We start from the raw sequence: 21,288 nt of genomic DNA on the forward strand, positions 1-21,288 counted from the left end.
ACATTATATTCAACTTGTTGGTTTTATGGCGAATGCGTCTCTTCCTCCGCCTTGTCTCCACCTTCATAAAATCTTGATCTACTTGCATAGCTTCGAGCTTCTTATCTAGCTTACCCATAATGTTTGGAACATCTGCACTAATTCCACCTTTACCAACACTACGCATCTTCTCTAACAACTTCTCAATTTCTCGGTATTCCTGCATTTCCCGATCTCGTGCTGAATTCTATTTTTTACATACGTTGAATAGCATGGCAATCATCCTCTCAGTTTTAATGTAAACGCAAAAAAGCCGATTCTCGCATAGTAAATCTATGCAAAAATCGGCTTTAAAATACGTTTATTCGGTTTTTAATCAGAACTTCCTTTTGAAGAGCCTTTCGGTACTCTTTTCCTTGTCTCCGGCAAAACGGGAGTGACGGACAACTTCTTTTAGCCTTCTTTTACCTCACTCTTCCTCATCTTTCGATAAGTCAGCAGGACCGAGGGGTATTACACATTATTCCGTATCTCCAGCAAATGGAGGTGTCGGGATGGAGCTAAATTACAATTTTATTATAGCTTTACTCGTCAAAAGTAGCAATATAATAAATATTTTAAATCTATAAATCAATTTTTCATATTTATAGAAAAAATCATACGTACTTTATTATTAAAATAAAATATACAAATTGATTAAACCATAAAGCTAGTTTGATCTTTAGATCAAATCTTCTTTAAATTAAGTTCATTTAACGTTTTTTTTATTTTATGTATATTTTTGGTATAATGAATAGAATAATATTTATTGTTATTTCATCTTAAATTAGCTTAGGGAGGAACCCGAATATGAATTTTTCAAAGTTTGTATTAATGCTGGCTGTTTTAACTCTATTATTTTCTGGATGCTCTGAAAAAGAAAAGGTAGTAGATAATCAAGCTCAAGCATTCAAAGTATTACAAACTGCTTTATTAGACACTAATAGTATTTTCGAGCAAACTACCACTCAACAAAATAATGCAGTCCCCATTTTAAATCCTCATTATGGATCTGATTTGAATAAGGTTGAGACTAAATTGAATCAAAATTTCGATCAGAAAATTACTAAAGAATTAATGGAGCACTATTTGACAACACAAAAGAAAAATGAATCTATTGTTTTAAAAGCTAACGAGAATGGAGCTGTGGATTCATATTTTCAGATACACAATCCGACAAAACTAAATCTTAGTGACTTTATTATAGAAGGTGATTCAAAACTGTATAAATTCACCACTAAAAATCATCATACATTTACTATCAAATGGATTGATTCAAAAACTGGATATAAGGTGACTGATTATATTTAAATTATATGAGATAAACTTAATCAAATTTCTTTATAAATACAATACAGTTTGCTTACAACGTTCAGTGTAATGGAAATTCTGCACTTAATATAAAAGCACCTTCTAGCCTGTATGCTCAAATTTGAATTGAGCCAAGGATTCTAGAAGGTGTTTTTTATTTTTATTACATTAGCATTTTAAACTCTTTATTTAGATCAATTGTATACATTACCTGCGCCGTTTACAGGTGCAGTGTTTCTATTAGTGTATTGTAAGGATAGGCTCACACTTGTAGGTACATTACTGAATGACTCATAAATCCAAGTTCTTGAATCACTTTGTTTAGCATCTTTATAAATATCAAGTGCACTTACCTTAGTGTATCCACCAGTTGCAGTTACACGATCCAATTGATATATGATCCAAGCTGTATTGGCAAGAGTAGAAGTTTGCCATCCCTTTATAGTAGTACCGGTATTATAAGGAGCCGTAAAAAAGGATGGATATCTTTGATTTTCTTTAGAAGCTAAAGAGAATGAATAGCCAACAATACTTGTTGCTGTTTTAATTGATTTTTTCGGTTGAGGATCAAACATATCTTTAGACAAGTTAGGCTTAGTCACTAATATATTGTTATTCTCAGCAAGTTTCGTTGATTCGGAGGCTACACTATTAGAATTAGAAGATACCGTTAATTCTTGGATTTTAGGTTCGTAATTGATATTTTCCAGAACAACTACCCAGTCCCCATTTTCTTTAATTACAGGAACTTCATAAGCAGGAATTTTCCCCAAGTCATCAAAAACTTGGCTAACTTCTGCTTCGTATTGATTGTCGCTTACTTTACGGATTCCTTCTATTTCGAAACTTACCAATCTAGAATTTTCTTGATAATCTGCAAATAAAGACTTTATTTGACTCGCTTGTGCCTCTTTAGAATCATAAACAAGATCCTTAGAATACTTTAAATATTGTTCTGCATTGAGATCATGTGCCGCTTGGTAAAATTGTTCAACTGCATATTTTGCCTCTTTCTCTGAATCATTCTGTGTACTAGCAGCATGAACAGACGGTACGGCTGTCCATAACATAGTTGCCGCCAATGCAATAACTCCAATTTTTTTCATTTTGAATCTCCTTTTTGTTATATTTATGTATTACATAAATAAATTTATCACATATTGAAAAAAAAGTAAAATATACAACTATATTGTATAGATTACATATTTATTATTTTTGGACCACTTTAATTATTATAAAATGCGACTATCTTCTATTACATTAGATAGTCGCATTTTATAATAATTAAAATTTCGTTTTCTTAGCAAATCCTATTGGTAATCAATCATTTTTGCATACGATAAAATCACGTTTTAAGATTAAGCTTTTCTAATTAGCAGTTGACAATGCTGGTTTCCCTCTTGTAAGGTATTGCGTTTCAATATATTTACTTCATCACCGCTCATGTTTATTTTGATTATCTGTTTAAGATTTTTGATTTGTTCTTCGGGCAACTTACTATCAATTACTAACTGAAGTAGAAAAAAATAAGAGTCTTCATACTATTTCAAGTTTTTTCGAGCTATTATTTGATCGTCTGAGAATTTCGTTATTTTATTAATTTTATTTATATTATACAACCATTTATGGAAAATATTATCTGTATAATTACGATACGCTAATTTAATTTTTCATCCAAGCTATTTTTCAACTTAACCAAATCATTCACTGTGGCTGAAATAAGTTGATAATTCATCCATTCTTGCTATATCTGTAATTGATCGGCAGAACGAGCCGTTTCTTCGCGTTGCATCTTTAATTCTTCTGCTTGCAGTTCAAGGGCTTCTCTTTGAAGAATTAATTCATCAGTTTGCATCTAAATTGACTTTCGTTTTTCTTGCAGTTCTTGTCTTTAAACTGTGATCGTATAGATAAGTCCAGCAAATGCTAATCCAGAAAATAAAGAGTTGACTGCTCCAAACATATCTCCGAACGTTCCGCGATAATCTACATTTATATATGTATTAATATACCAGCTTGATCCCAACCAAAGAGCAGTAACTACACCAATAATAAATAGTATGATAATTGCTGATATTATTTTGCATTTTGGTTCTGTTATCACTATATTCACCACCTATTATAAAACTTATTTACAAATATATTACATTTAAAAAAATAACTTCAATGTTATACTCACTTTCTTTATACCTTTAATCTACAAGCTTAAAATAAAAAGCGAGTGTTTTCTATTGAGAAAACACTCGCTAATTCTCTTGTTCTTAATGCTACTTTCATTAGATTACTTTGCGTAAAGCTGCTGTGCCATTGCTGAAAATGTAACATCAATAAAATGGCCGTTTCGTAGCAGCAACTTTTCTACGCCGGGTATCGTTTCATTTTGGCTTAAAATGTTAAGAAGGAGGTCGTATTTAAACCTTTGATCGGGAGTCAGCTCATCGCGATGTTCCACAAGAAATAGCCGTTTCGCTTCTATTTTCGGAACTGGATCAGTATCTGAAGCCAAGCTTTGGGTAGTGTAGCGGCATTGTTCTTGTTCTTTAATTGCAACTCAGCTTCCCTCCACTGCATCACGGTATACCCTGCAATCGGTTCCTGCACTGATTGCTGAAGATAATCCAAAATCTCTGATCGGCGCGTGTCACTGAGCGTGCGGCTTGTAAAGATGTACTCAGCACCAACATACGCTTTTCCTTCCCACACATACCCCACGTCAGGATGCTGCGTGCTTTGAGTGCTTTTCATCCAACTCACTTGGCTTTCCACATCATGCACACTTGGACCATCTTGCCATTCAATTCGTACAGCATTGCTTGAGGTATACACACGAAAACGTTGATCGGGAAATTTCTTCCTTAATACCTGTCGTACTTTTTTAGCGGTAGCACTCGGTTTCTCATAGATTCGCATATCCATCTCTCCTTTTTACAATCGGAATGACAAAACAATTGGGCTGGTAGGTATCTCCCTGTTGATGTACATCCAGCACAACGTCTTTATATGGCTGGGGTACAAGCAGCCAGAATAATACTTGTCTCAATCTCAATGTGCCTGCTCCATAATAAAACCAACTTAATCCGGTAAACTGGAGCTGCTCCGTTGTCGTTCGAATCGTAAGACGATACCATTTCTGATCGCTAAAGTTTCCCCGAATGATAACAATATCACTGATACGGATGTGTGCAGATTCAATGAGCCGACGAATAGTTTTCATGCACTCATCCGGGCATTTTTATAATAGTAGCGATATACCATAGCTGTTACACCTTATCAATCGGTTGAAGGAAGTCCATGTATTTACCGCCTGTAGATCATTGAAAGTAAGCTGCCGCTGCCAAGTTCCTTGACTTGGTGCCCATTCAAAACCACGCTTTTTAAGCACATTACGCTGTTCGTCGGTTGGCTTCCGTATTACTCAACACTTTTCCACCTTCAAAATCCCAATCAATAGAAGTCGGGCTTCTGTTTCAAATCATTCAGTCGTGTCTACACTCGTTTGATATTCTGTAGATTATTTGTTAGGTGAAATGGTGGAAAAGGCACAGGTGATGTCCGCCAATCTTTTGACATGGACAGCTTCAGTTCATCCATTCGTTGCTTCGTTAGCTGCGGGCAGCCATCCAGAGTCTTATACTTACGATAATAAGCATTGACCGCCTGTTAAGCTATTGTTAAGGAAATGTTCTCCGCGCGTTTATACAGTATTGGCTATGATAAAAACAGAGGTGATAACGATGGACAATCTGATTATATCCACAACGAATTTGACCAAAAAATACAAAAAGAACACATCGGTCGACGGAATCGATCTGCGAATGAATCGCGGCGAAATTTATGGTTTTCTCGGTCCGAATGGTGCAGGTAAAACAACTACAATCCGCATGCTGCTCGGTCTGATTAAGCCGTCGCGAGGCTCCATCGACATATTCGGGCAAAGTCTGAAGCGAAATCGGATCAATATTTTGCAGCGAGTGGGTTCCTTGGTTGAATCCCCTTCGTATTATGGCAATCTGACTGGCTACGAGAATCTGGAAACCGTACGCCGATTACGAGGGCTTCCAGAAAAGCGTGTACATGAGGTTCTGGATATTGTACGTCTCACCAAAGTTGCCAATCGGCTGGCAAAGGAATATTCACTTGGTATGAAGCAGCGACTTGGTATTGCAGCAGCCCTACTGAGCCAGCCAGATCTGCTCATTCTGGATGAGCCGACCAATGGACTTGATCCTGCCGGTATTCAGGAAATTCGCGAGCTGATCAAAGAGCTGCCCGGCAGACAGGGTATGAGTGTACTCATTTCTAGCCACTTGCTAAGTGAAATCGACCAGATGGCAACGCAGGTGGGAATTATCAATGAAGGCAAACTGATTTTTCAAGATTCCATTGATACCTTGCGACAAAAGCAAAAGCCGCTGTTGAAGATTGGTGTCAATGACATACATGAAGCAAATTCCGTACTTAAAAATAATGGCTTGGCACCTCAAATGCAGAATGAAGCGCTCTGGATTTCGGAAACGGCTCCTGAATTTGTCTCTGAGATCAACTCCATTCTGGTTCATTCTGGCGTGTCCGTATATCGGCTGGAAGAAGTAAAACGAACGCTGGAAGATATCTTTTTGGATATTACGGGGAAAGGAGCCAGCTTATGATTCGAAGCATATTCTGGTCGGATCGTCTCAAGCTGAGACGTACTTCGCTTCCCGCTGTGCTTGTTCTCGTGCCGCTGCTTGTGCTTGCTTATGAGTTGGTCAATCTTACGTATCGTTCCGACTATGTGGTGCGTCAAGCTGCCATGTTTAAAGCCCAATCCATGTGGGAATTCCTTCTGTATGACAACAGTCTTCTGTACGGTCTTGGCTTTCCTCTGGCAGCCACAATCGTCACATCCATGATCGTCAATATTGAACACCAGTCCAATTCGTGGAAAGCGATTCTGGCTCAACCGATTTCCAAAGTAGGCATTTATATGAGCAAATTCGCATGGACCATTTTGGGTTTGACCTTTTCCGCCAGTATCTTCTTTGTCGGTACGATTTTGCTGGGCAAAGGATTAGGATTGGAAGGCAAAATGCCCCTATGGCTGATCTTCGCTGACAGCTATAGCATCCTGATTACCACCTTACCGATGATCGCTTTTCAATTTTGGCTTTCGATTGTATTTAAAAATCAGGCATTTCCCATTATTGTGGGTGCTATTCTTTCTATCATGGGGCTATTTCTTGCCGCTGGTTCCACGACACGCTGGTTGCCGCTGGCGTATCCTGTGCAATCATCCACCGTTACACTGCAATACGAAGGGCTGGTCTACAACGGCGATTTGCCTGCCTACATTACGATCAATATTCTAGTGGGTATCGTGCTGCTTGTGATCGGAATGATTGATTTTAGACGCAGAGAAATGTAGCAGGAGGTCTGTCATGAAAAACATCATTAGCGTCGAACGATTAAAACTCAAACGCTCCAAAATCTGGTTTCTATATGTGCTTGGACCGCTTGTTGGTGTTGTCCTTGCCTTTATCAACTTTAGAAATAATTATGATTTGTTCATGCAGCCAGGCGACAACGAATGGATGGAAGCATGGACACAGGTTGCTATATTCATGGGTCCCTTTGTATTACCGATTATGGTTGGAATCTATGCCGCTATGGTATGCAGAGGAGAGCATGTCGGCGGAGGATGGAAGCAATTGATGGCACTTCCTCTGGAACGACACCAGATCTTCTTAGGCAAACTGATCATGTCCGCTATCATGGTTGCCATAACGCTTGGGATGGTCTTTATACTGTTTTTGGTATTTGGCATCGTCAACCGATTACAAGGATTTCCGCCGATAGGGAGTATTCTCGTGTTTGTCGTACAGGGCTTTCTCGCTTGTATGCCGCTATTGCTGATTCAGTTAATCATCTCTATTCGTTCCAAAACGTTTGGTATCCCATTGGCAGTCAGTATTGTCTTCACTTTACCAGCGATTATTGTCGCTAGTACTCCGCTGGGACAATTTTACCCTTGGACACAGCCGATGCTAGCGATGTCACCCGCGGATGAGTCGCCAATCGAATCGTATGCTTTGTTTTATTGTTTGCTTGTAGGCATATTTGCCGTTTGTCTCATTTTGGGATTAAGAAGCTTTGCCAGACGTGATGTCGCTTGAAGCAGTTGCTGGATTGTAATTCAAAACAAAAAATCGAGATGGAATCGACGACATCTAGTTTCATAGCCTTCAGGCTACAACGCTACTTTTGTGTCATCCTCTGATTCCATCTCGATAGGTAAGCATATGCTAGTACATAACTGATCTACACTATAGCGAATTACGTTTTTGCGCCGTATCAAATACACCCACCGACTGCAGCGTCGGACACCAGCGCGATCCGACAATGGAAATGCGCATATAACGCGCCTGCTGCGGAGCAAGACGGCAGATACATTTGTATCCCACGACTGTACCCATATGGATTACTTGCCACTCCCCGCTCGCCGTCAGCACCTCTACCGTAAACTGCTCGATCCGCTGCCCAGACGCAATATGCTCCCTCAAGACTACCCGATCAAATGTCACCGTTTGCCCAAGATCAAGCTCTATCATTGCCTGCTCCACACCTTCTGCTGATTGCCACCACGTATCCTCTCGACCATCCGTCAGGCAGCTACCATCGAACAGCATAGGCTGTGCATCGGCACATTCGGTCACTTGCACTGCTGCATGAAATGCCAGATCGTTGTCATCATAGACGGCGATGCGTTCGCCCAATTCTTGCAGCACCTGCACATCCTTTTCATGAATCAGCCCACGGCGATCTGGCGGCAGATTGAGCAAAAAGCAGGAATTGCCACCTACCGTGCGCTCGTACAGCTCCATTAGTGTATCGGTATCCTTAACCAGATCATCCTCAGTGGCATGGTAAAACCAGCCCGGACGAATCGACGTGTTCACCTCTGCTGGATACCAGATCAATTTATCTGCTTTGGCGATGACCTCACGGCTGCCCAGATCGTCTTCGTCGGAATTGATGCGACTGGCAAAAGTAGCATCGTCTTCCGTTTGCGACTTTTCCTGAATCTTCTCGTTATCCTGCATGGAAGCAGGCACGACACACCACTCGGATGTACGAGTATGACCAGCTTCGTTGCCGCACCAGCGCACATCCGGTCCGCATACCGAGATGACCGCTTGCGGCTGGTGGCGACGAATGACGGCATAATAGCGATCCCAGTCATATATCTGCCTTTTCCCATTCGGTCCTTCCCCACATGCGCCGTCAAACCACACGCTGAAAATATCTCCATACTCAGTCAGCAATTCTTCCAGTTGATGCACGAAATAGTCATTGTACGCTTCAGAGTCACCATAGCTACGCTCATGCCGATCCCAAGGCGACAGGTATATGCCAAATTTCAATCCATACTTGTGGCACGCTTCCGATACCTCACGTACAAGATCACCCTGTCTCTGCCGCCACGGACTATTGCGAACCGAATGCTCTGTATAACGACTAGGCCACAGGCAAAAGCCATCGTGGTGCTTACACGTCAGAATCAATCCCTTCATCCCAGCCGCATGACAAGCCTGCGCCCATTGACGCGCATCCAACTCCGTCGGATGGAAGATATCCGGCGATTCCGTACCGTCGCCCCATTCGCGATCCGTAAATGTATTGACCGTAAAATGAATAAATCCGTAAAACTCTAACTTCTGCCATGCCAGCTGCCTTGCCGAAGGAGTAACCGTAGCCGCCTCCCGAATGGAAATGCTCATCTGATCCTTCCTTTCGTGACACATGGGACTGTCCGTTAGCAAGCACTTGGAATGACTGCTTGGCATAACCATCCATTCCCGTTCCTCTTGGTATTGCCCCTATTTAACCGAAATCCGATTCATCCGTCAATATGACATAACCATATGTATTGAACAAATGGGAACTGGATGGTGACTGTACTTCATACCTTCATAAGGATGCGCAAAATAACAAAAAAAAGCACCCTATTCAGATGAAACTGAATAGAGCACCTTTTTTAAAAATACATATTAACCGCTAACCAATGTCGTCGAATCATTCTCACGACTGCGCTCGGCTTTTTTCATCTGCTTGCTGCGCAGCTGACCACAAGCGGCGTCGATGTCAGTACCGTGCTCCATACGGATGGTGCAGTTGATGCCGTTCTTTTTCAGTACATCGTAGAAAGCGAGAATGTCTTCCTGCTTGCTGCGTTGGTACTGGCTATGCTCGTCAACCGGGTTGTACGGGATCAGGTTGACGCTGGTCATTTGCTTTTTGTCTGCCAGCAGGGCTGCCAATTCATGCGCCTGCTCCACCTGATCGTTCACGCCTTGCAGCAGAATGTATTCCATCATGATGCGGCGATTGGTTTTTTGTAAATAATAATCTACGGCATCCATCAGCTGCTCCAATGGGAAGGCGCGGTTGATCTTCATGATGCGTGTGCGCAGCTCATTGTTCGGCGCATGCAGCGACAGCGCCAGATTCACGAGCAGATCGCTGTCGGCGAACTCACGGATTTTGTCCGGCAGACCGCTTGTAGAGACGGTAATGCGCTTCGGTGCGATGACGAGACCTTTTTGATCTTTGACGATATTGATAAAGTTGACCATGTTCTCGAAATTATCAAACGGCTCGCCGATGCCCATCACCACGATGTGCGTAACGAGTTTACCTTCGCCTTGCGCATCCAGATGCTGCTGCACCTTCATGATCTGCTCGACGATCTCGCCAGCGTTTAGATCGCGGCTCTTTTTGATCAGACCACTCGCGCAAAAACTGCATCCGATATTACAGCCAACCTGTGTAGTCACGCAGACAGATTGTCCATATTTCTGGCGCATCAGCACCGTTTCGATCAGGTTGCCGTCTTGTAAACGCAGCAAGAATTTCACCGTACCATCAGCGGATTCCTGTTTCACATGCTCCTGCATCGTGCGCATGCTGAAATGCTCTGCCAGCAGCTCGCGAATTTCCGCACGCACGTCCATGTCTTCAAAGTTGTCGACACGCTTCTTGTACAGGCTATCCCACACCTGCACCGAACGCGAGCGTTTATGTCCATTCTGTTCCAGCCAGTCTGCCAGCTGGACCATCGTTAATCCATATATGGATGGTTTATTCATTGTCATGTCCTCTTTTCCGTTACCCGCGGTGTCGCCTATGTACAGCTTGACCGTCCGGGTACATATGTCCTTCCACTACTCATGTATATGCAAAATTCACCCGATTGTCACAATAAAACGCAGTACAGGTCCAGCCCTTATTGCAGCTAGACCCATACCGCTCATGCCTTCTATTGTCCCAAAATTCCTACATGAAAACAATAGAAAACGTACAATTCATGTCTCAAATTTTAGAAAGTTCACGGATTTTCCGAAAAAACACTCTTTCGCTTTACCAGAGAAAAGTGTATAGTAGAAAACTGTCATATGTTTTACAAAGCTGCTATGAACGTCACTCATCATGTGAACGTATGGAAAAATGCTCCCATTTATACGATGATAGCAAAAATATACATGTTTAACGAATCGGAAGGAGTCTTAGCAATGAGTAACAATAGAGTGGGATTCTGGATTCTGACCGCGCTGGTCGTCGGCAATATGGTCGGCTCTGGAATCTTTATGCTGCCGCGTTCGCTGGCGGCGGTGTCCAATCCGGCAGGTACGGTACTGGCATGGAGCATTACAGGCTTCGGTGTGCTGATGCTGGCGCTTGTATTCGGCAATCTGGCACTACGTAAGCCGGAGCTGAGCGGCGGACCGCAAATTTATGCCAAAGAGCTGTTTCCGAACAGCCCCGTCTTATCGCTGCTGTCCGGCTTTATGTCCTCTTGGGGATATTGGGTTGGTAATGTAGCGGGCTTTGTGGCGGTAATTACGACCTTTTCCAGTTATCTGTCCACCTTTATCCCAGCGATGAAAAGTAGTGCGGTCTGGTTTAGCATTGGATCGCTGGATATTAAAACTGGCAATGCGCTGAACTTTATCGTCTGCTCCCTGCTGTTGTGGGGAACGCATGCACTTGCACTGCGCGGCATCGAAGGCGCAGGCAAAATGAATCTGCTTGCTACCGCGACCAAGGTGATCGGATTCGCGCTGTTTATTGTGATCGCCCTGTTTGCTTTTCAAGAGGCGAATATCGGTCCATTCAATGCGCCGCATGTGGACGACGATGGGCAAACGGTTGGTCTGCTGTCGCAGGTGAACGGTGCCGCAGTTGTAACGTTGTGGGCATTCATCGGAGTAGAATCGGCGATGGTATTCGCCGCCCGTGCCAAACGCAAGCAGGATGTGGCGCGCGCGACCATCGTTGGTCTGATTATTGCGCTGGCGCTGTATGTGGGCATTAGTATTTTGACAATGGGACTGCTGCCGGGCGATCAATTGCAGCAATCGCAAAATCCACTTGTTGACGCGATGGCAGCGGTTATGGGACCGATTGGTGGTTATCTGCTCGCTGGACTCGGACTGATCAGCCTGATCGGGTCTACCATCGGCTGGGTGCTGCTCAGTGCGGAAGTGCCGTATGAAGCGGCGCGTCAGGGCGTGTTCCTGCGTCCGTTCCGCGATGTGAACGGCAAAGGTATGCCGCGATTGTCGCTGTGGATCTCCAACATTCTCGGTCAGCTGCTGATCTTCTCCACCATCTCCGGCTCGATCTCGCAGGCGTTTGATTTTATTATCGCGATTGCGACGCTGGCGTATCTGGTGCCGTATCTGATCTCCGCGCTGTATCAATTGCGTCTAGTTATTACTGGCGAGAGCTATGGCCCGCAGGAACGTCGTCTGCGTGACGGTATCATTGCGGTGCTGGCTACGATCTACTCCGCGTGGGTCATCTATGCGGGAACAGCAGATTGGAAAACGTTCTGGTTTGGCGTGCTGCTGATTGTGAGCGGGATTGTCTTTTATCCATTGCTGCTCAAGCAGCTGCGTACGAGCAATGCGTGAGCGAATGGTCAAACGGCTAGCGTAGTAGAGAAAGTAACTTCTTTTCTAATAAAATAGGGCTGTGTACAGTCATGATAGAAATCGCCGGGTCTGGGACATTTCCTTGATCCGGCGGTTTTTTGATATGTTGATCTGTAGTCATCGTTCGATTTTGCCTGCTCTGTGTTACCTATACAATAGAAGAAAATGACTATTTTCCAAATCAATATGAAAAAGTTGAATCGTTTTGCCCCTCTGCTTCATCTAATAGAGAGAAAAGGAGGTACGTCCATTGCCCAATATGCTCAAGCAGGTGGCGCTGGCGAAGCGCGGTGACCCGGAAGCGTTTCAGGCGCTAATGCAGTCAGAAAAGCAAAAGCTGTACCGGATTGCGTTTCTGTATACGCACAATGAACATGATGCACTTGAGATATTTCAAGAAACGGTATATCAAGCATTTCGCAGCATCGCCACTTTGCATAATGACAACTACTTCTCAACATGGCTGACTCGGATTCTGATCAATCAAGCACAAGCGTGGCTTCGTAAACAGCAGCGTATGGTTCCTGTCAGCCCGGATATTCTCCAGCATACACAGCTTAATTCGTCCGTCTCGATCGAGCCTGAAGTACATATGGATCTTATACAGGCGCTGGGGCAATTAGAGGAAACATACCGAACCGTGCTCATCCTGCGCTATTATCGCGATTATACGATTCCGCAAATCGCGGATATTCTGGATTGTCCACGCGGTACGGTCAAAACCAATATCAAGCGCGGGCTGGAACGGCTGCGTATTGTACTGAAAGGAGTGTATCAGGATGAATCAGCAACATCCCTCTTTCAAGCCGGAGATCGATAATATTCCCGTACCGGACATGAAGCTGGATCAGATCATTGTCGAAGCGACGCAACAGTCGGTACCGCAAACGGTTGTCCGTAAGCCTCGTTTACGGCATTGGAAAGGTATGGTTGCCGCGGCGGCTGCCCTGCTGATCTGTTTTGCTGCTCTCATAGGCTCCGCCAGCTTCTCACCTGTTATCGCCAGTATGGTATCACGGATTCCGGTAGTCGGTGATTTTCTGTTAGGATCGCGGGATGTAGGGCTACAGCGCGCCAGCAAGCAGGGGTTGACTGTACCGCTGGATCAATCTCAGATTGCGGATGGCATGACCATTACGCTGCGTGAATTGTACTACGATGACACCCGATTGTCGCTGGGCTATTCCTTACAGGCAGAGCAGCCCGCCGATCTGTCGGATCAACGACTGCTCATGCCAAGATTGTCGATTAACGGTAAAGAAATTCCTACAGGCGGCAGCGGTTCCTTTTCCTCATCAAATGAATATACGCTGGAAGGGGTATGGGACTTCGATCCGCATCAGAAGCTGCCAGATTCATTCTTGGCTACATTCCGTATTGCTGGACCAGACAATCGGGTATGGTCATTTGAGGTTCCCGTTCATATGCAGCAAAAATCGCGGAACATCGCCGTCGATTATACCGGTCGTGCTGCCAATATTACGCTGCATATTCCCTCTATCCGCTCCGGTGTGGCTGAGTTGAATATCCAATACCAAGCAGATTCCGCCATCCCAGAGCGGCTGCGCTCCATGAGTGGGCTTGTCTTTGAAGTGACTGACCAGAACGGCAACTCTTTGGATACGACAGGCAGCGAAAGTCATTTGGATACACTGCAAAACGGCAATGTACAAGCGTCAGGCAAACATCGGTTGGATCCAGTCGATGAACATGCTACGGTGCTGCATATCAAGCCCGTACTGCATGTTGCACGTCCGAATCATGAAAGTATCGCGATTCCATTTCCAGCCTTTGATGTTTCTCTTCCATCACCAATCCATCCATAACCAATCCAACCACGACGAAACGGACAGACGATTGTGATCGCTGTCCGTTTGTCATGGTTGATGATGAGTGGTTCTTCAAGCTTTACTAGGCGCTCCAAGCTCTACTGCCTGCACCTTTAGCCCTTTGGGATCGTTCCAAAGCTGGCGCCATTTCTGGATCGCTGTCACCAGAATGATGGCACCGAGAATAAGCATAATGATGGATAGTACACCATTCAGCACGCTATACCCGGATGCGTCTGGATTCAGATACACATGTCGCACCATCCAGTAGCCCGCATAGTTCACGGTCACATACAGATATGCTAGCGGGATGAGGCAGGTGAGCATATACCGGCGTTTATCCGCGAATTTCAAAATGACCGTCGCTCCGATGATCAGCCCGATGGATGCCATCAGCTGGTTGGATACGCCGAACAACGCCCAGACCGAACCAATATCCCCGGAAAAGAGCAGATAGCCCCACGACAGACATGCCAGCGCACTCGCCAGAATCGCGCCCGGTATCCAGTCCAGTCGTTTGAGCGGCTTGTAAAATTCACCGAAGAAATCCTGAATCAGATAGCGCGATACCCGTGTACCAGCATCAACCGCCGTCAGAATGAATACCGCCTCGAACAGAATAACAAACTGGAAGAAATAAGAGGCGAGACTGGCAAACCACGGAATACTTTTGAAAATATACGTCATACCGACCGCCAGCGTTACCGCACCACCGGTTCTGCCTTCCAGATCCATGCCAATTTCCCGACTCAGTTCTGCCAGATGCACCGTCTGCATTCCGAGTGTATCGAACACGGCTGGGCTGGAATTGATGGCAAAATAATCAGCTGGCTGTAGCGAAATGGCTGCAATCAGCGCCATCACTGCCACTAGACACTCCACCAGCATCGCACCAAAGCCAACCGACTTAATATCCGTCCAGCGCTGTAGCATTTTCGGTGTCGTACCAGAGCCAACGAAGGCGTGAAATCCTGAGATTGCCCCACATGCAATCGTGATCGAAATGAACGGCCAGACCGGTCCCGCGAGAATTGGTCCGCCGCCATGAATGAATTCAGTTACCGCCGGAAAGGAAATCGCCGGATTGACGATAAAGACCCCGATGACCAGCGCCACGAAAACGCCGATTTTCATAATACTGCTCAGGTAATCGCGCGGTGCCAGCAGTAGCCACACCGGTAGCGCTGCCGCGAAGAAGGCATATACAGGAAGGATGATTGCCAGCGTCGACATTTCCAAAGTCAGCCACTGTCCCAGCACCGAATGCTGTATCCACGGTCCAATGCCAACGCCCACCATGATCAATAGAAAGCCAACGATGGATGGCGTTTTCAGATCGCCTGTCTTTTTGTAATACAAGCCGACCATCATCGCAATCGGTATCGTGATCCCGACGGCAAAGGTTCCCCACGGATTGCGTTCTAGCGCATGCAGCACGACGAGTGACAGACCCGCCATCGTAATCGTAATGATGAATAGCATCGCAAGCCCAGTACAGAATCCCGCGACTGGTCCTAGCTCCTTTTTCGCAACTTCGGACAGCGATTGCCCGTCCTTGCGCATGGAGGCAAACAGCACGACCGCATCATGCACCGCACCGCCGACGACCGCACCAACCAACAGCCAAATCAGACTTGGCAAATAGCCAAACTGCGCCGCCAAAATCGGTCCCACCAGCGGACCCGCCGCTGCGATGGCTGCAAAATGGTGTCCAAACGAAACGACCTTGCTCGTCGGTACATAGTCCTTGCCATCCTCTAGTCGATAAGCCGGCGTTTGCGATTGTTCATCCATTTGCTTGAGCTTCAATACTTTGACCGCCATAAATGTTCCGTACAGGCGGTAAGCAATCAACAGAATACAGATCGTAGCGATCATAATCGGAATTGCACTCATTCTGTGTTCCTCCCCTTGACTTCACATTGCAATCTACGCCTTTACGATAGCAAATGTAAGCGTAATCATAAGGATTTCACGATGAGATGCAATATATGCCGGATGAGTTACACAGAGACAAGGCTCGGATACATGTTGTTCCGCCTTACCTTGCGGTGCTGATTTAAGATTTCGGTCTATCGCGCCGTGGGATTAAACTGTATCTCAATGCGATACAACTGTCTTGTGTAAATAGGGCTGCATCTGTATGTGCTTCATCTGGTACGTTTCTTGTCTGTCTGCCATGCAAGAATGGCTCAAAAACCGAGCAAATCGCGCAGCGTTTTTACATAGTTGCGGCTGACTGGTATCCGCGAATCGTCGCTCATCAGCAGCAGATAGGTGGAGTTAAACCAAGGCTGAATTTCCATAATACAGGACAGATTCACGATATAGTTACGATGCACACGCACGAAGCGGCTGTGATCAAGCCGCTGCTCCATCCGAGTGAGCGGTTCGGCGCTTTGGAATGCTCCCTGCGTAGTATGGATCGACATTTTACCCTCCTTGGATGCGAGCACGACTATATGATCCATATCCAGCATCATAATCCGGTCGTCCAGCGATACCGCCAGCTTCTTGAGTAGAGGAACTGCACTGCCAGACATGGAAATGGCAGATTCCTGTTTGAGCATCAGCAGCTTGTCGAGTGCTTGACGAATCCGTCGCTCGTCAAACGGCTTCAAGATATAATCCAGCGCATTGAGATCAAATGCCTGCAACGCATACTCGTCAAATGCCGTCGCAAAAATAACAGCAGGTGGACGATCCAGCTCCATCAACCGCTGCGCTAATTCCAGCCCATTGTGCTCCGCCAGCCCAATATCCAGAAACACCAGTTCCGGTTCGAGCTCCACAATGTCTTCCCATGCCTGAGGCAGATTATCCGCTTCGCCGATCACCTGTACCTTTTTACTTCGTTTGAGCAGATAAATTAGTTCATCCCGCGCCAGCGGTTCATCCTCCACAATAAAGGTTTTGAGCATGGACCATGTCTCCTTCCTATGTGTGCGTTGGCAGAGCGATACGGAAGAACGCCGACTGCCCTTCGATGCTTGAGGGATACCAAAGTCTGCTTCACACGCATCCAGCATTTCTAACCGCTGCTGGAAATGGTCGTTCCTTTGCATCCATTATGTATAGGCGACAGCACTGCCGCCATGAGAATCGCAAGATAATGTCAGTGTAGCATGTAAGCGTATACCATTCTATATGATGTCTATTACATAGCGAGTAGATAGCGGGCAGTATAGGGGCTTGTCGCGATCTGTCTACTTCTATAAATACAGCTACCGTTCTCACTCACTTCGCCACTGCTTATTCCGCTTCCTTGTATATATTCGCCGATCACAGCAGGAACGAAAAACAAAGCCTATCAGGCATATACAACAGGGCGTATACAACAAAAAGGACAGGAGGCAGCTGTTCTGCTTGTCCTGTCCTTTGCCATACATCTCTTATGTCTACAGTGATGGTGACAGCGAGATCAGAAGAATCAGCGCCGCTGCCATAATCAGCAGACCCAATGCGTAAGCATAGTCCCTTTTTGTCATCACTGGCTGTACATAATACGTCCGCTCCCGTGTTCCCGTAAACCCGCGTGCTTCCATCGCAATCGCAATTCGCTCCGATTTGCGCACGCCCTGCGTAAATAACGGCAGCGCATACCGCATAAATGCCTTGCCACTGTTGCGCTGACGATACCCACGAATCCGATGCGCTGCCTTCATCTGCTTTAATTCGCTCTGAAATAGGGGGATAAAGCGAAAGCCTGCTAGCATGCCGTATGCCCATTTGGGCGACAGTCTGCATTGATGCACCAGACTCATCATCAGTCGATTCAGATCCGTGGTAGAGGTAAAGAGCAGTCCATACGTGACAAATCCGAGCATCCGCAGCCCGATCAGCAGACCGTTACGCAAACTCTCCTCACTCACTCGAAACCACGCCCACTGCCACAACACCTGCTCCCCTTTACCAAATGCCGCTAGCATCCAGAACACCATTACGAAGAATAGCAAATACGGCACCAGTCGGCGCAGCAGATACGACGGTGTCCAGCCGCCCAGCGTCACACCGATCACTACCGCCAACAGCCATAACACCAGCGTCAACACTGGGTCTTTGATGCCCATGAGCGCGAACATGACCAGCAGATGCACGAATAGCTTGCACGACGGATTGAGCGTGGACAGCCATGAACCATTACTTTTCATATGACATGACGCTCCTTCCGCTCCGTATGCAGCTGGTAGCACAGCGGTGGAATGATACTGCTGTCACGCAGCAGATGTGGATGTAGAAACAGCCCCGCTGGCGGTCCATCATACGCGATACCACCGTTGGAGAATAGCAGCACCCGATCTGCATAATCATCCACCAGCTCCATATCATGCGTCACCATGACAATCGTCGTTCCTTGCTGCTGCCGTTCTTGCAGACGATGAACCAGCTCGGCGGATGTACGCGCATCCTGACCGAAGGTTGGTTCATCTAGCAGCAGCAGCTTTTGGTCAAATAACAGCATTGTCGCCACGCTCAACCGACGCTTTTGCCCCAGACTCAGGGTAAATGGATGCTCATCCGCACTATCCTCCAGCCCGAATTCGTGCAATAGCTGCATCGTCTTCTCATCAATCTGCATCTCATCCCAGCCGCGCTGCCTACCGCCAAAGGCGATCTCGTCATACACCATATCCGTCACGAATTGCAGCTCAGGATTTTGGAAAACAAAGCCTGCTTCGTCGTATAAGTCACGATCATACCATTTGCGCAGCTCTTTCCCTTGAAATAGAATGTTGCCAGATAACGCTGGTTCAAGTCGCAGCAGACTTTTGAGAAAGGTACTTTTGCCACTGCCATTTTCGCCGACGATGGCAACCCACTCGCCCGGCTGACAGCTCACATTCAGCTCGTTCATGACCGTACGACGACCGTAGCCGATGTTCAGTCTGTGCGTTTGCAGGATCGGTGCTGTCATCTTGGTCACGTCAGTTTGCCGTGGTTGCGAAAGTGGAGCCTCGCTGGATCGCTTCACGGGATGGGAATCAGCGCTGTTGCTGTTTATTCTAAATTCCAGCTGCCTTGTCAGCTCTAGCGCTAGTGGATGAGCGGGATTGGAACACACGTCTTCCCAGCGGTACGGAAACAAACGCGGCAGCCAGATACCCGCTGCCTCCATCTGCGTTCGGTACTGTGTCATGATCTGTGCAGGTGCACCATCGGCGATCAGTTGTCCGTGTGCATCTAGCAGAATGACTCGATCCATCCATTCCACACAGCCATCCAGTACATGCTCCACCACGATCATTGTGTGACGCTTCTCCTGACCCAGCCCTTCCAGCAGAGCGAAGATGTCACGACGACTGGCAGGATCAAGCTGCGCGGTTGGCTCGTCGAAGAACAGCACCTCCGGCTCCAGCGCCAGCAGACAGGCAAGTGCCAAGCGTTGCTTCATACCGCCAGACAGCGTCTCGATATAGGTATGACGATCCACACGCAGACCAACACGCTGCATCACCTCGTCGATGATATGATCCATCTCGGCACGCGGCACAGAGCGATTTTCCAGACTAAACGCAATTTCCTCATCCACCCTCAGCATACAAAATTGCGAATCCGGGTCCTGAAACATTACGCCGCAGGCAGGCTGACGAAATACATCTCCCGACAACTCCGCCTCCTGATGCTCTGGAATTATACCTGCCAACACCCACAACAGCGTAGACTTACCGCCGCCGCTAGGTCCGAGAATCAATACCTTTTCCCCCTGCATAATATTCACATTCAGCTGATGCAGCACCGGCTGCTCCCGATTGTAAAAGCGTACCGACATGTCCCGGCAACCGACATACAGTTCTTGATCGTCAGGATGCGATGCCATGAGCATTTCCTTTTCTGCGGCGCGATTTCATCATTTCGTACGAGTCCAGCACGCCAGTACGACCGAGTGCCTCGACTACCATCTTGGCAAGCAGACCACCGAGAATGATGCCGCTAATCACCTGAATGCCCAGCGTCAGTAGGAACATGGTGGTTGTGTAATAGCCGAATCCGTTGGCGATCACGCTGTACACCATACTGCCAACCGCTGCCAGCGCACCTGACAGCATCATCGTCCACACATTGAATGTGCGATATCCAAAGATGGCAAAGGCGATCTCTGCACCCAGCCCCTGAAATACGCCGATCAACAGCGCCGACAATCCAAAATGACTACCAGTCAGCATCTCCACCGCCGCTGCCGCCACCTCGGCGATTAGCGCTGCACCCGGCTTGCGAATGATATACGCCACAATCGGGCTGGCGATCACCCAGATGCCGAACATAAAGCCTGCGCCAACCGGACCGACTACTGCCGAGATCGGAATCCATAGCGTCGACCAGCCGAGATAGATCACGCCGCAGGCAACGGATAAAATGACGGTCAGCACAACCTCTTTCATTTTCCAATTCCAGCTCATACGGTTGCCACCTCCAACGATACTGGCCAATCCTGCAAGGTATATGCCATATCCCAGAACATATATTCAAACTGACAGCTCAGTATAAAATGCTGCTTCATCCGCTCACGATGCGCTGGTGTAGTCTGCTCTGCCAGCTCATCCAGCCGCTGACAAAAGCGTGCTGTAATGCTGTCCGTCCGATTGCCATAGAAGTCGATCCATTCGTAAAAGGGATGACTCTGATCCGGCTTCACTTCTTCCCACAGCCGTGCACCAATTTCCCAGTACGTCCATGGACAAGGCAGCAGCACCGCCAAAATATCGCCCAGATCGCCCTCCTGCGCAGCGGTCAGCATATGGCGGATATAATGATGCGCGGCTGGAGCGAGCGGATACCCTTGCAAATCTTCATATGCTACACCTGCCACCTTGCAAAAGTTGTTATGCGGGTGAATCTCGCTGTGCAGCACAAACGAAATCTGCTCGTTAAATACCGCCATATCCTCGCGCCGCTCACACTTAGCAATCGCTGTTCCATAGATGCGCATAAACGCATTCAAATATTCAAAATCCTGCTTCACATAATGCGCCAGCTGCTCCGGCTGCAATGTACCCTCTGCAATGCCCCGCACAAACGGATGATCAAAAATCGCCTCAAAAATCGGATCTGCCGCCTGACGAAGCTCCTGTGAAAAACTCATGATTCATCTCTCCCCTGCCTGAAGTGTGTGAAAGCACCTCCTGACCGGAAAATGGATCGCTATCGACCAATATACG

At 46.6% G+C, this 21,288-nt stretch carries 19 protein-coding genes; 7 read left to right on the forward strand and 12 right to left on the reverse strand.

The features are described 5' to 3' along the window. Window positions 1–828 precede the first annotated feature (828 nt). A complete protein-coding gene (locus ABXR35_RS20480) occupies window positions 829–1,329 on the forward strand; it encodes a hypothetical protein (protein ID WP_367063908.1) in 501 nt (166 codons plus the stop codon). A 194-nt stretch (window positions 1,330–1,523) separates the two neighbouring features. On the opposite strand, the gene ABXR35_RS20485 is transcribed toward ABXR35_RS20480, so the two are convergent. From ABXR35_RS20485 to ABXR35_RS24070, 4 genes are all read right to left on the reverse strand, one after another. Beyond that, the gene (locus ABXR35_RS20485) at window positions 1,524–2,435 is read right to left on the reverse strand and encodes a hypothetical protein (RefSeq protein ID WP_367063909.1); all 912 of its coding nucleotides are present in this window, start codon (window positions 2,433–2,435) and stop codon (window positions 1,524–1,526) included. A 1,366-nt stretch (window positions 2,436–3,801) separates the two neighbouring features. After that, the gene (locus ABXR35_RS20490) at window positions 3,802–4,239 is read right to left on the reverse strand and encodes an LPD29 domain-containing protein (RefSeq protein WP_367063910.1); all 438 of its coding nucleotides are present in this window, start codon (window positions 4,237–4,239) and stop codon (window positions 3,802–3,804) included. Then, window positions 4,226–4,543 carry a hypothetical protein gene (locus ABXR35_RS20495; protein ID WP_367063911.1) on the reverse strand — a complete coding sequence of 106 codons (318 nt, stop codon included), beginning with the start codon at window positions 4,541–4,543 and terminating at the stop codon, window positions 4,226–4,228. The genes ABXR35_RS20490 and ABXR35_RS20495 overlap by 14 nt, the downstream gene beginning before the upstream one ends. 18 nt (window positions 4,544–4,561) lie before the next feature. Further along, window positions 4,562–4,741 carry a DUF8626 domain-containing protein gene (locus tag ABXR35_RS24070; protein ID WP_495525206.1) on the reverse strand — a complete coding sequence of 60 codons (180 nt, stop codon included), beginning with the start codon at window positions 4,739–4,741 and terminating at the stop codon, window positions 4,562–4,564. A gap of 322 nt (window positions 4,742–5,063) precedes the next feature. Between ABXR35_RS24070 and ABXR35_RS20500 the strand changes: the two genes are divergently transcribed. Genes ABXR35_RS20500 through ABXR35_RS20510 form a run of 3 tightly spaced genes read left to right on the forward strand, consistent with a single transcriptional unit; the run spans window position 5,064 to window position 7,481 of the window. Beyond that, entirely contained in the window at window positions 5,064–5,978 is a 915-nt protein-coding gene (locus tag ABXR35_RS20500; protein WP_367063912.1) for an ABC transporter ATP-binding protein, read from the forward strand. After that, window positions 5,975–6,733 carry an ABC transporter permease gene (locus tag ABXR35_RS20505; protein WP_367063913.1) on the forward strand — a complete coding sequence of 253 codons (759 nt, stop codon included), beginning with the start codon at window positions 5,975–5,977 and terminating at the stop codon, window positions 6,731–6,733. Before ABXR35_RS20500 ends, ABXR35_RS20505 begins: the two co-directional genes overlap by 4 nt. Window positions 6,734–6,746: 13 nt before the next feature. Further along, window positions 6,747–7,481, forward strand: a complete 735-nt coding sequence (locus ABXR35_RS20510) for an ABC transporter permease (RefSeq protein ID WP_367063914.1) — start codon at window positions 6,747–6,749, stop codon at window positions 7,479–7,481. Between the two features lie 150 nt (window positions 7,482–7,631). Here ABXR35_RS20510 and ABXR35_RS20515 read toward each other — a convergent pair whose 3' ends face one another. After that, window positions 7,632–9,086 (reverse strand): alpha-L-fucosidase, encoded by a 1,455-nt coding sequence (locus tag ABXR35_RS20515; protein ID WP_367063916.1) that lies wholly within the window; start codon window positions 9,084–9,086, stop codon window positions 7,632–7,634. Window positions 9,087–9,356: 270 nt separating this feature from the next. Continuing rightward, window positions 9,357–10,454, reverse strand: a complete 1,098-nt coding sequence (gene rlmN, locus ABXR35_RS20520; RefSeq protein WP_367063917.1) for a dual-specificity RNA methyltransferase RlmN — start codon at window positions 10,452–10,454, stop codon at window positions 9,357–9,359. A 423-nt stretch (window positions 10,455–10,877) separates the two neighbouring features. On the opposite strand from rlmN, the gene ABXR35_RS20525 reads away from it, so the two are divergent. The 3 genes from ABXR35_RS20525 to ABXR35_RS20535 all read left to right on the forward strand — a co-directional run bounded on the left by ABXR35_RS20525 (window position 10,878) and on the right by ABXR35_RS20535 (window position 14,128). After that, window positions 10,878–12,281 carry an amino acid permease gene (locus ABXR35_RS20525; RefSeq protein ID WP_367063918.1) on the forward strand — a complete coding sequence of 468 codons (1,404 nt, stop codon included), beginning with the start codon at window positions 10,878–10,880 and terminating at the stop codon, window positions 12,279–12,281. 280 nt (window positions 12,282–12,561) lie between these two features. Beyond that, window positions 12,562–13,122, forward strand: coding sequence for a sigma-70 family RNA polymerase sigma factor (locus tag ABXR35_RS20530; protein WP_367064123.1), 561 nt, complete (start codon window positions 12,562–12,564; stop codon window positions 13,120–13,122). Further along, window positions 13,082–14,128 carry a DUF4179 domain-containing protein gene (locus tag ABXR35_RS20535; protein ID WP_367063919.1) on the forward strand — a complete coding sequence of 349 codons (1,047 nt, stop codon included), beginning with the start codon at window positions 13,082–13,084 and terminating at the stop codon, window positions 14,126–14,128. The genes ABXR35_RS20530 and ABXR35_RS20535 overlap by 41 nt, the downstream gene beginning before the upstream one ends. A gap of 75 nt (window positions 14,129–14,203) precedes the next feature. Here ABXR35_RS20535 and ABXR35_RS20540 read toward each other — a convergent pair whose 3' ends face one another. The 6 genes from ABXR35_RS20540 to tenA form a co-directional block, all read right to left on the reverse strand. Then, entirely contained in the window at window positions 14,204–16,027 is a 1,824-nt protein-coding gene (locus ABXR35_RS20540) for a carbon starvation CstA family protein (RefSeq protein ID WP_367063920.1), read from the reverse strand. A 296-nt stretch (window positions 16,028–16,323) separates the two neighbouring features. Beyond that, window positions 16,324–17,052, reverse strand: a complete 729-nt coding sequence (locus ABXR35_RS20545; protein ID WP_367063921.1) for a LytR/AlgR family response regulator transcription factor — start codon at window positions 17,050–17,052, stop codon at window positions 16,324–16,326. A gap of 477 nt (window positions 17,053–17,529) precedes the next feature. After that, a complete protein-coding gene (locus tag ABXR35_RS20550) occupies window positions 17,530–18,282 on the reverse strand; it encodes an energy-coupling factor transporter transmembrane component T family protein (protein WP_367063923.1) in 753 nt (250 codons plus the stop codon). Next, on the reverse strand, window positions 18,279–19,949 hold the full coding sequence (locus ABXR35_RS20555) for an ABC transporter ATP-binding protein (protein ID WP_367063924.1): 1,671 nt from the start codon (window positions 19,947–19,949) through the stop codon (window positions 18,279–18,281). The genes ABXR35_RS20550 and ABXR35_RS20555 overlap by 4 nt, the downstream gene beginning before the upstream one ends. Continuing rightward, entirely contained in the window at window positions 19,933–20,529 is a 597-nt protein-coding gene (locus ABXR35_RS20560) for an ECF transporter S component (protein WP_367063925.1), read from the reverse strand. Before ABXR35_RS20560 ends, ABXR35_RS20555 begins: the two co-directional genes overlap by 17 nt. Beyond that, window positions 20,526–21,212, reverse strand: a complete 687-nt coding sequence (tenA, locus tag ABXR35_RS20565) for a thiaminase II (RefSeq protein ID WP_367063926.1) — start codon at window positions 21,210–21,212, stop codon at window positions 20,526–20,528. The genes ABXR35_RS20560 and tenA overlap by 4 nt, the downstream gene beginning before the upstream one ends. Window positions 21,213–21,288: the final 76 nt, after the last annotated feature.

Origin of the sequence: Paenibacillus sp. JQZ6Y-1 (genome assembly GCF_040719145.1) — a bacterium.
In the GTDB taxonomy this organism is placed as follows: domain Bacteria; phylum Bacillota; class Bacilli; order Paenibacillales; family Paenibacillaceae; genus Saccharibacillus; species Saccharibacillus kandeliae.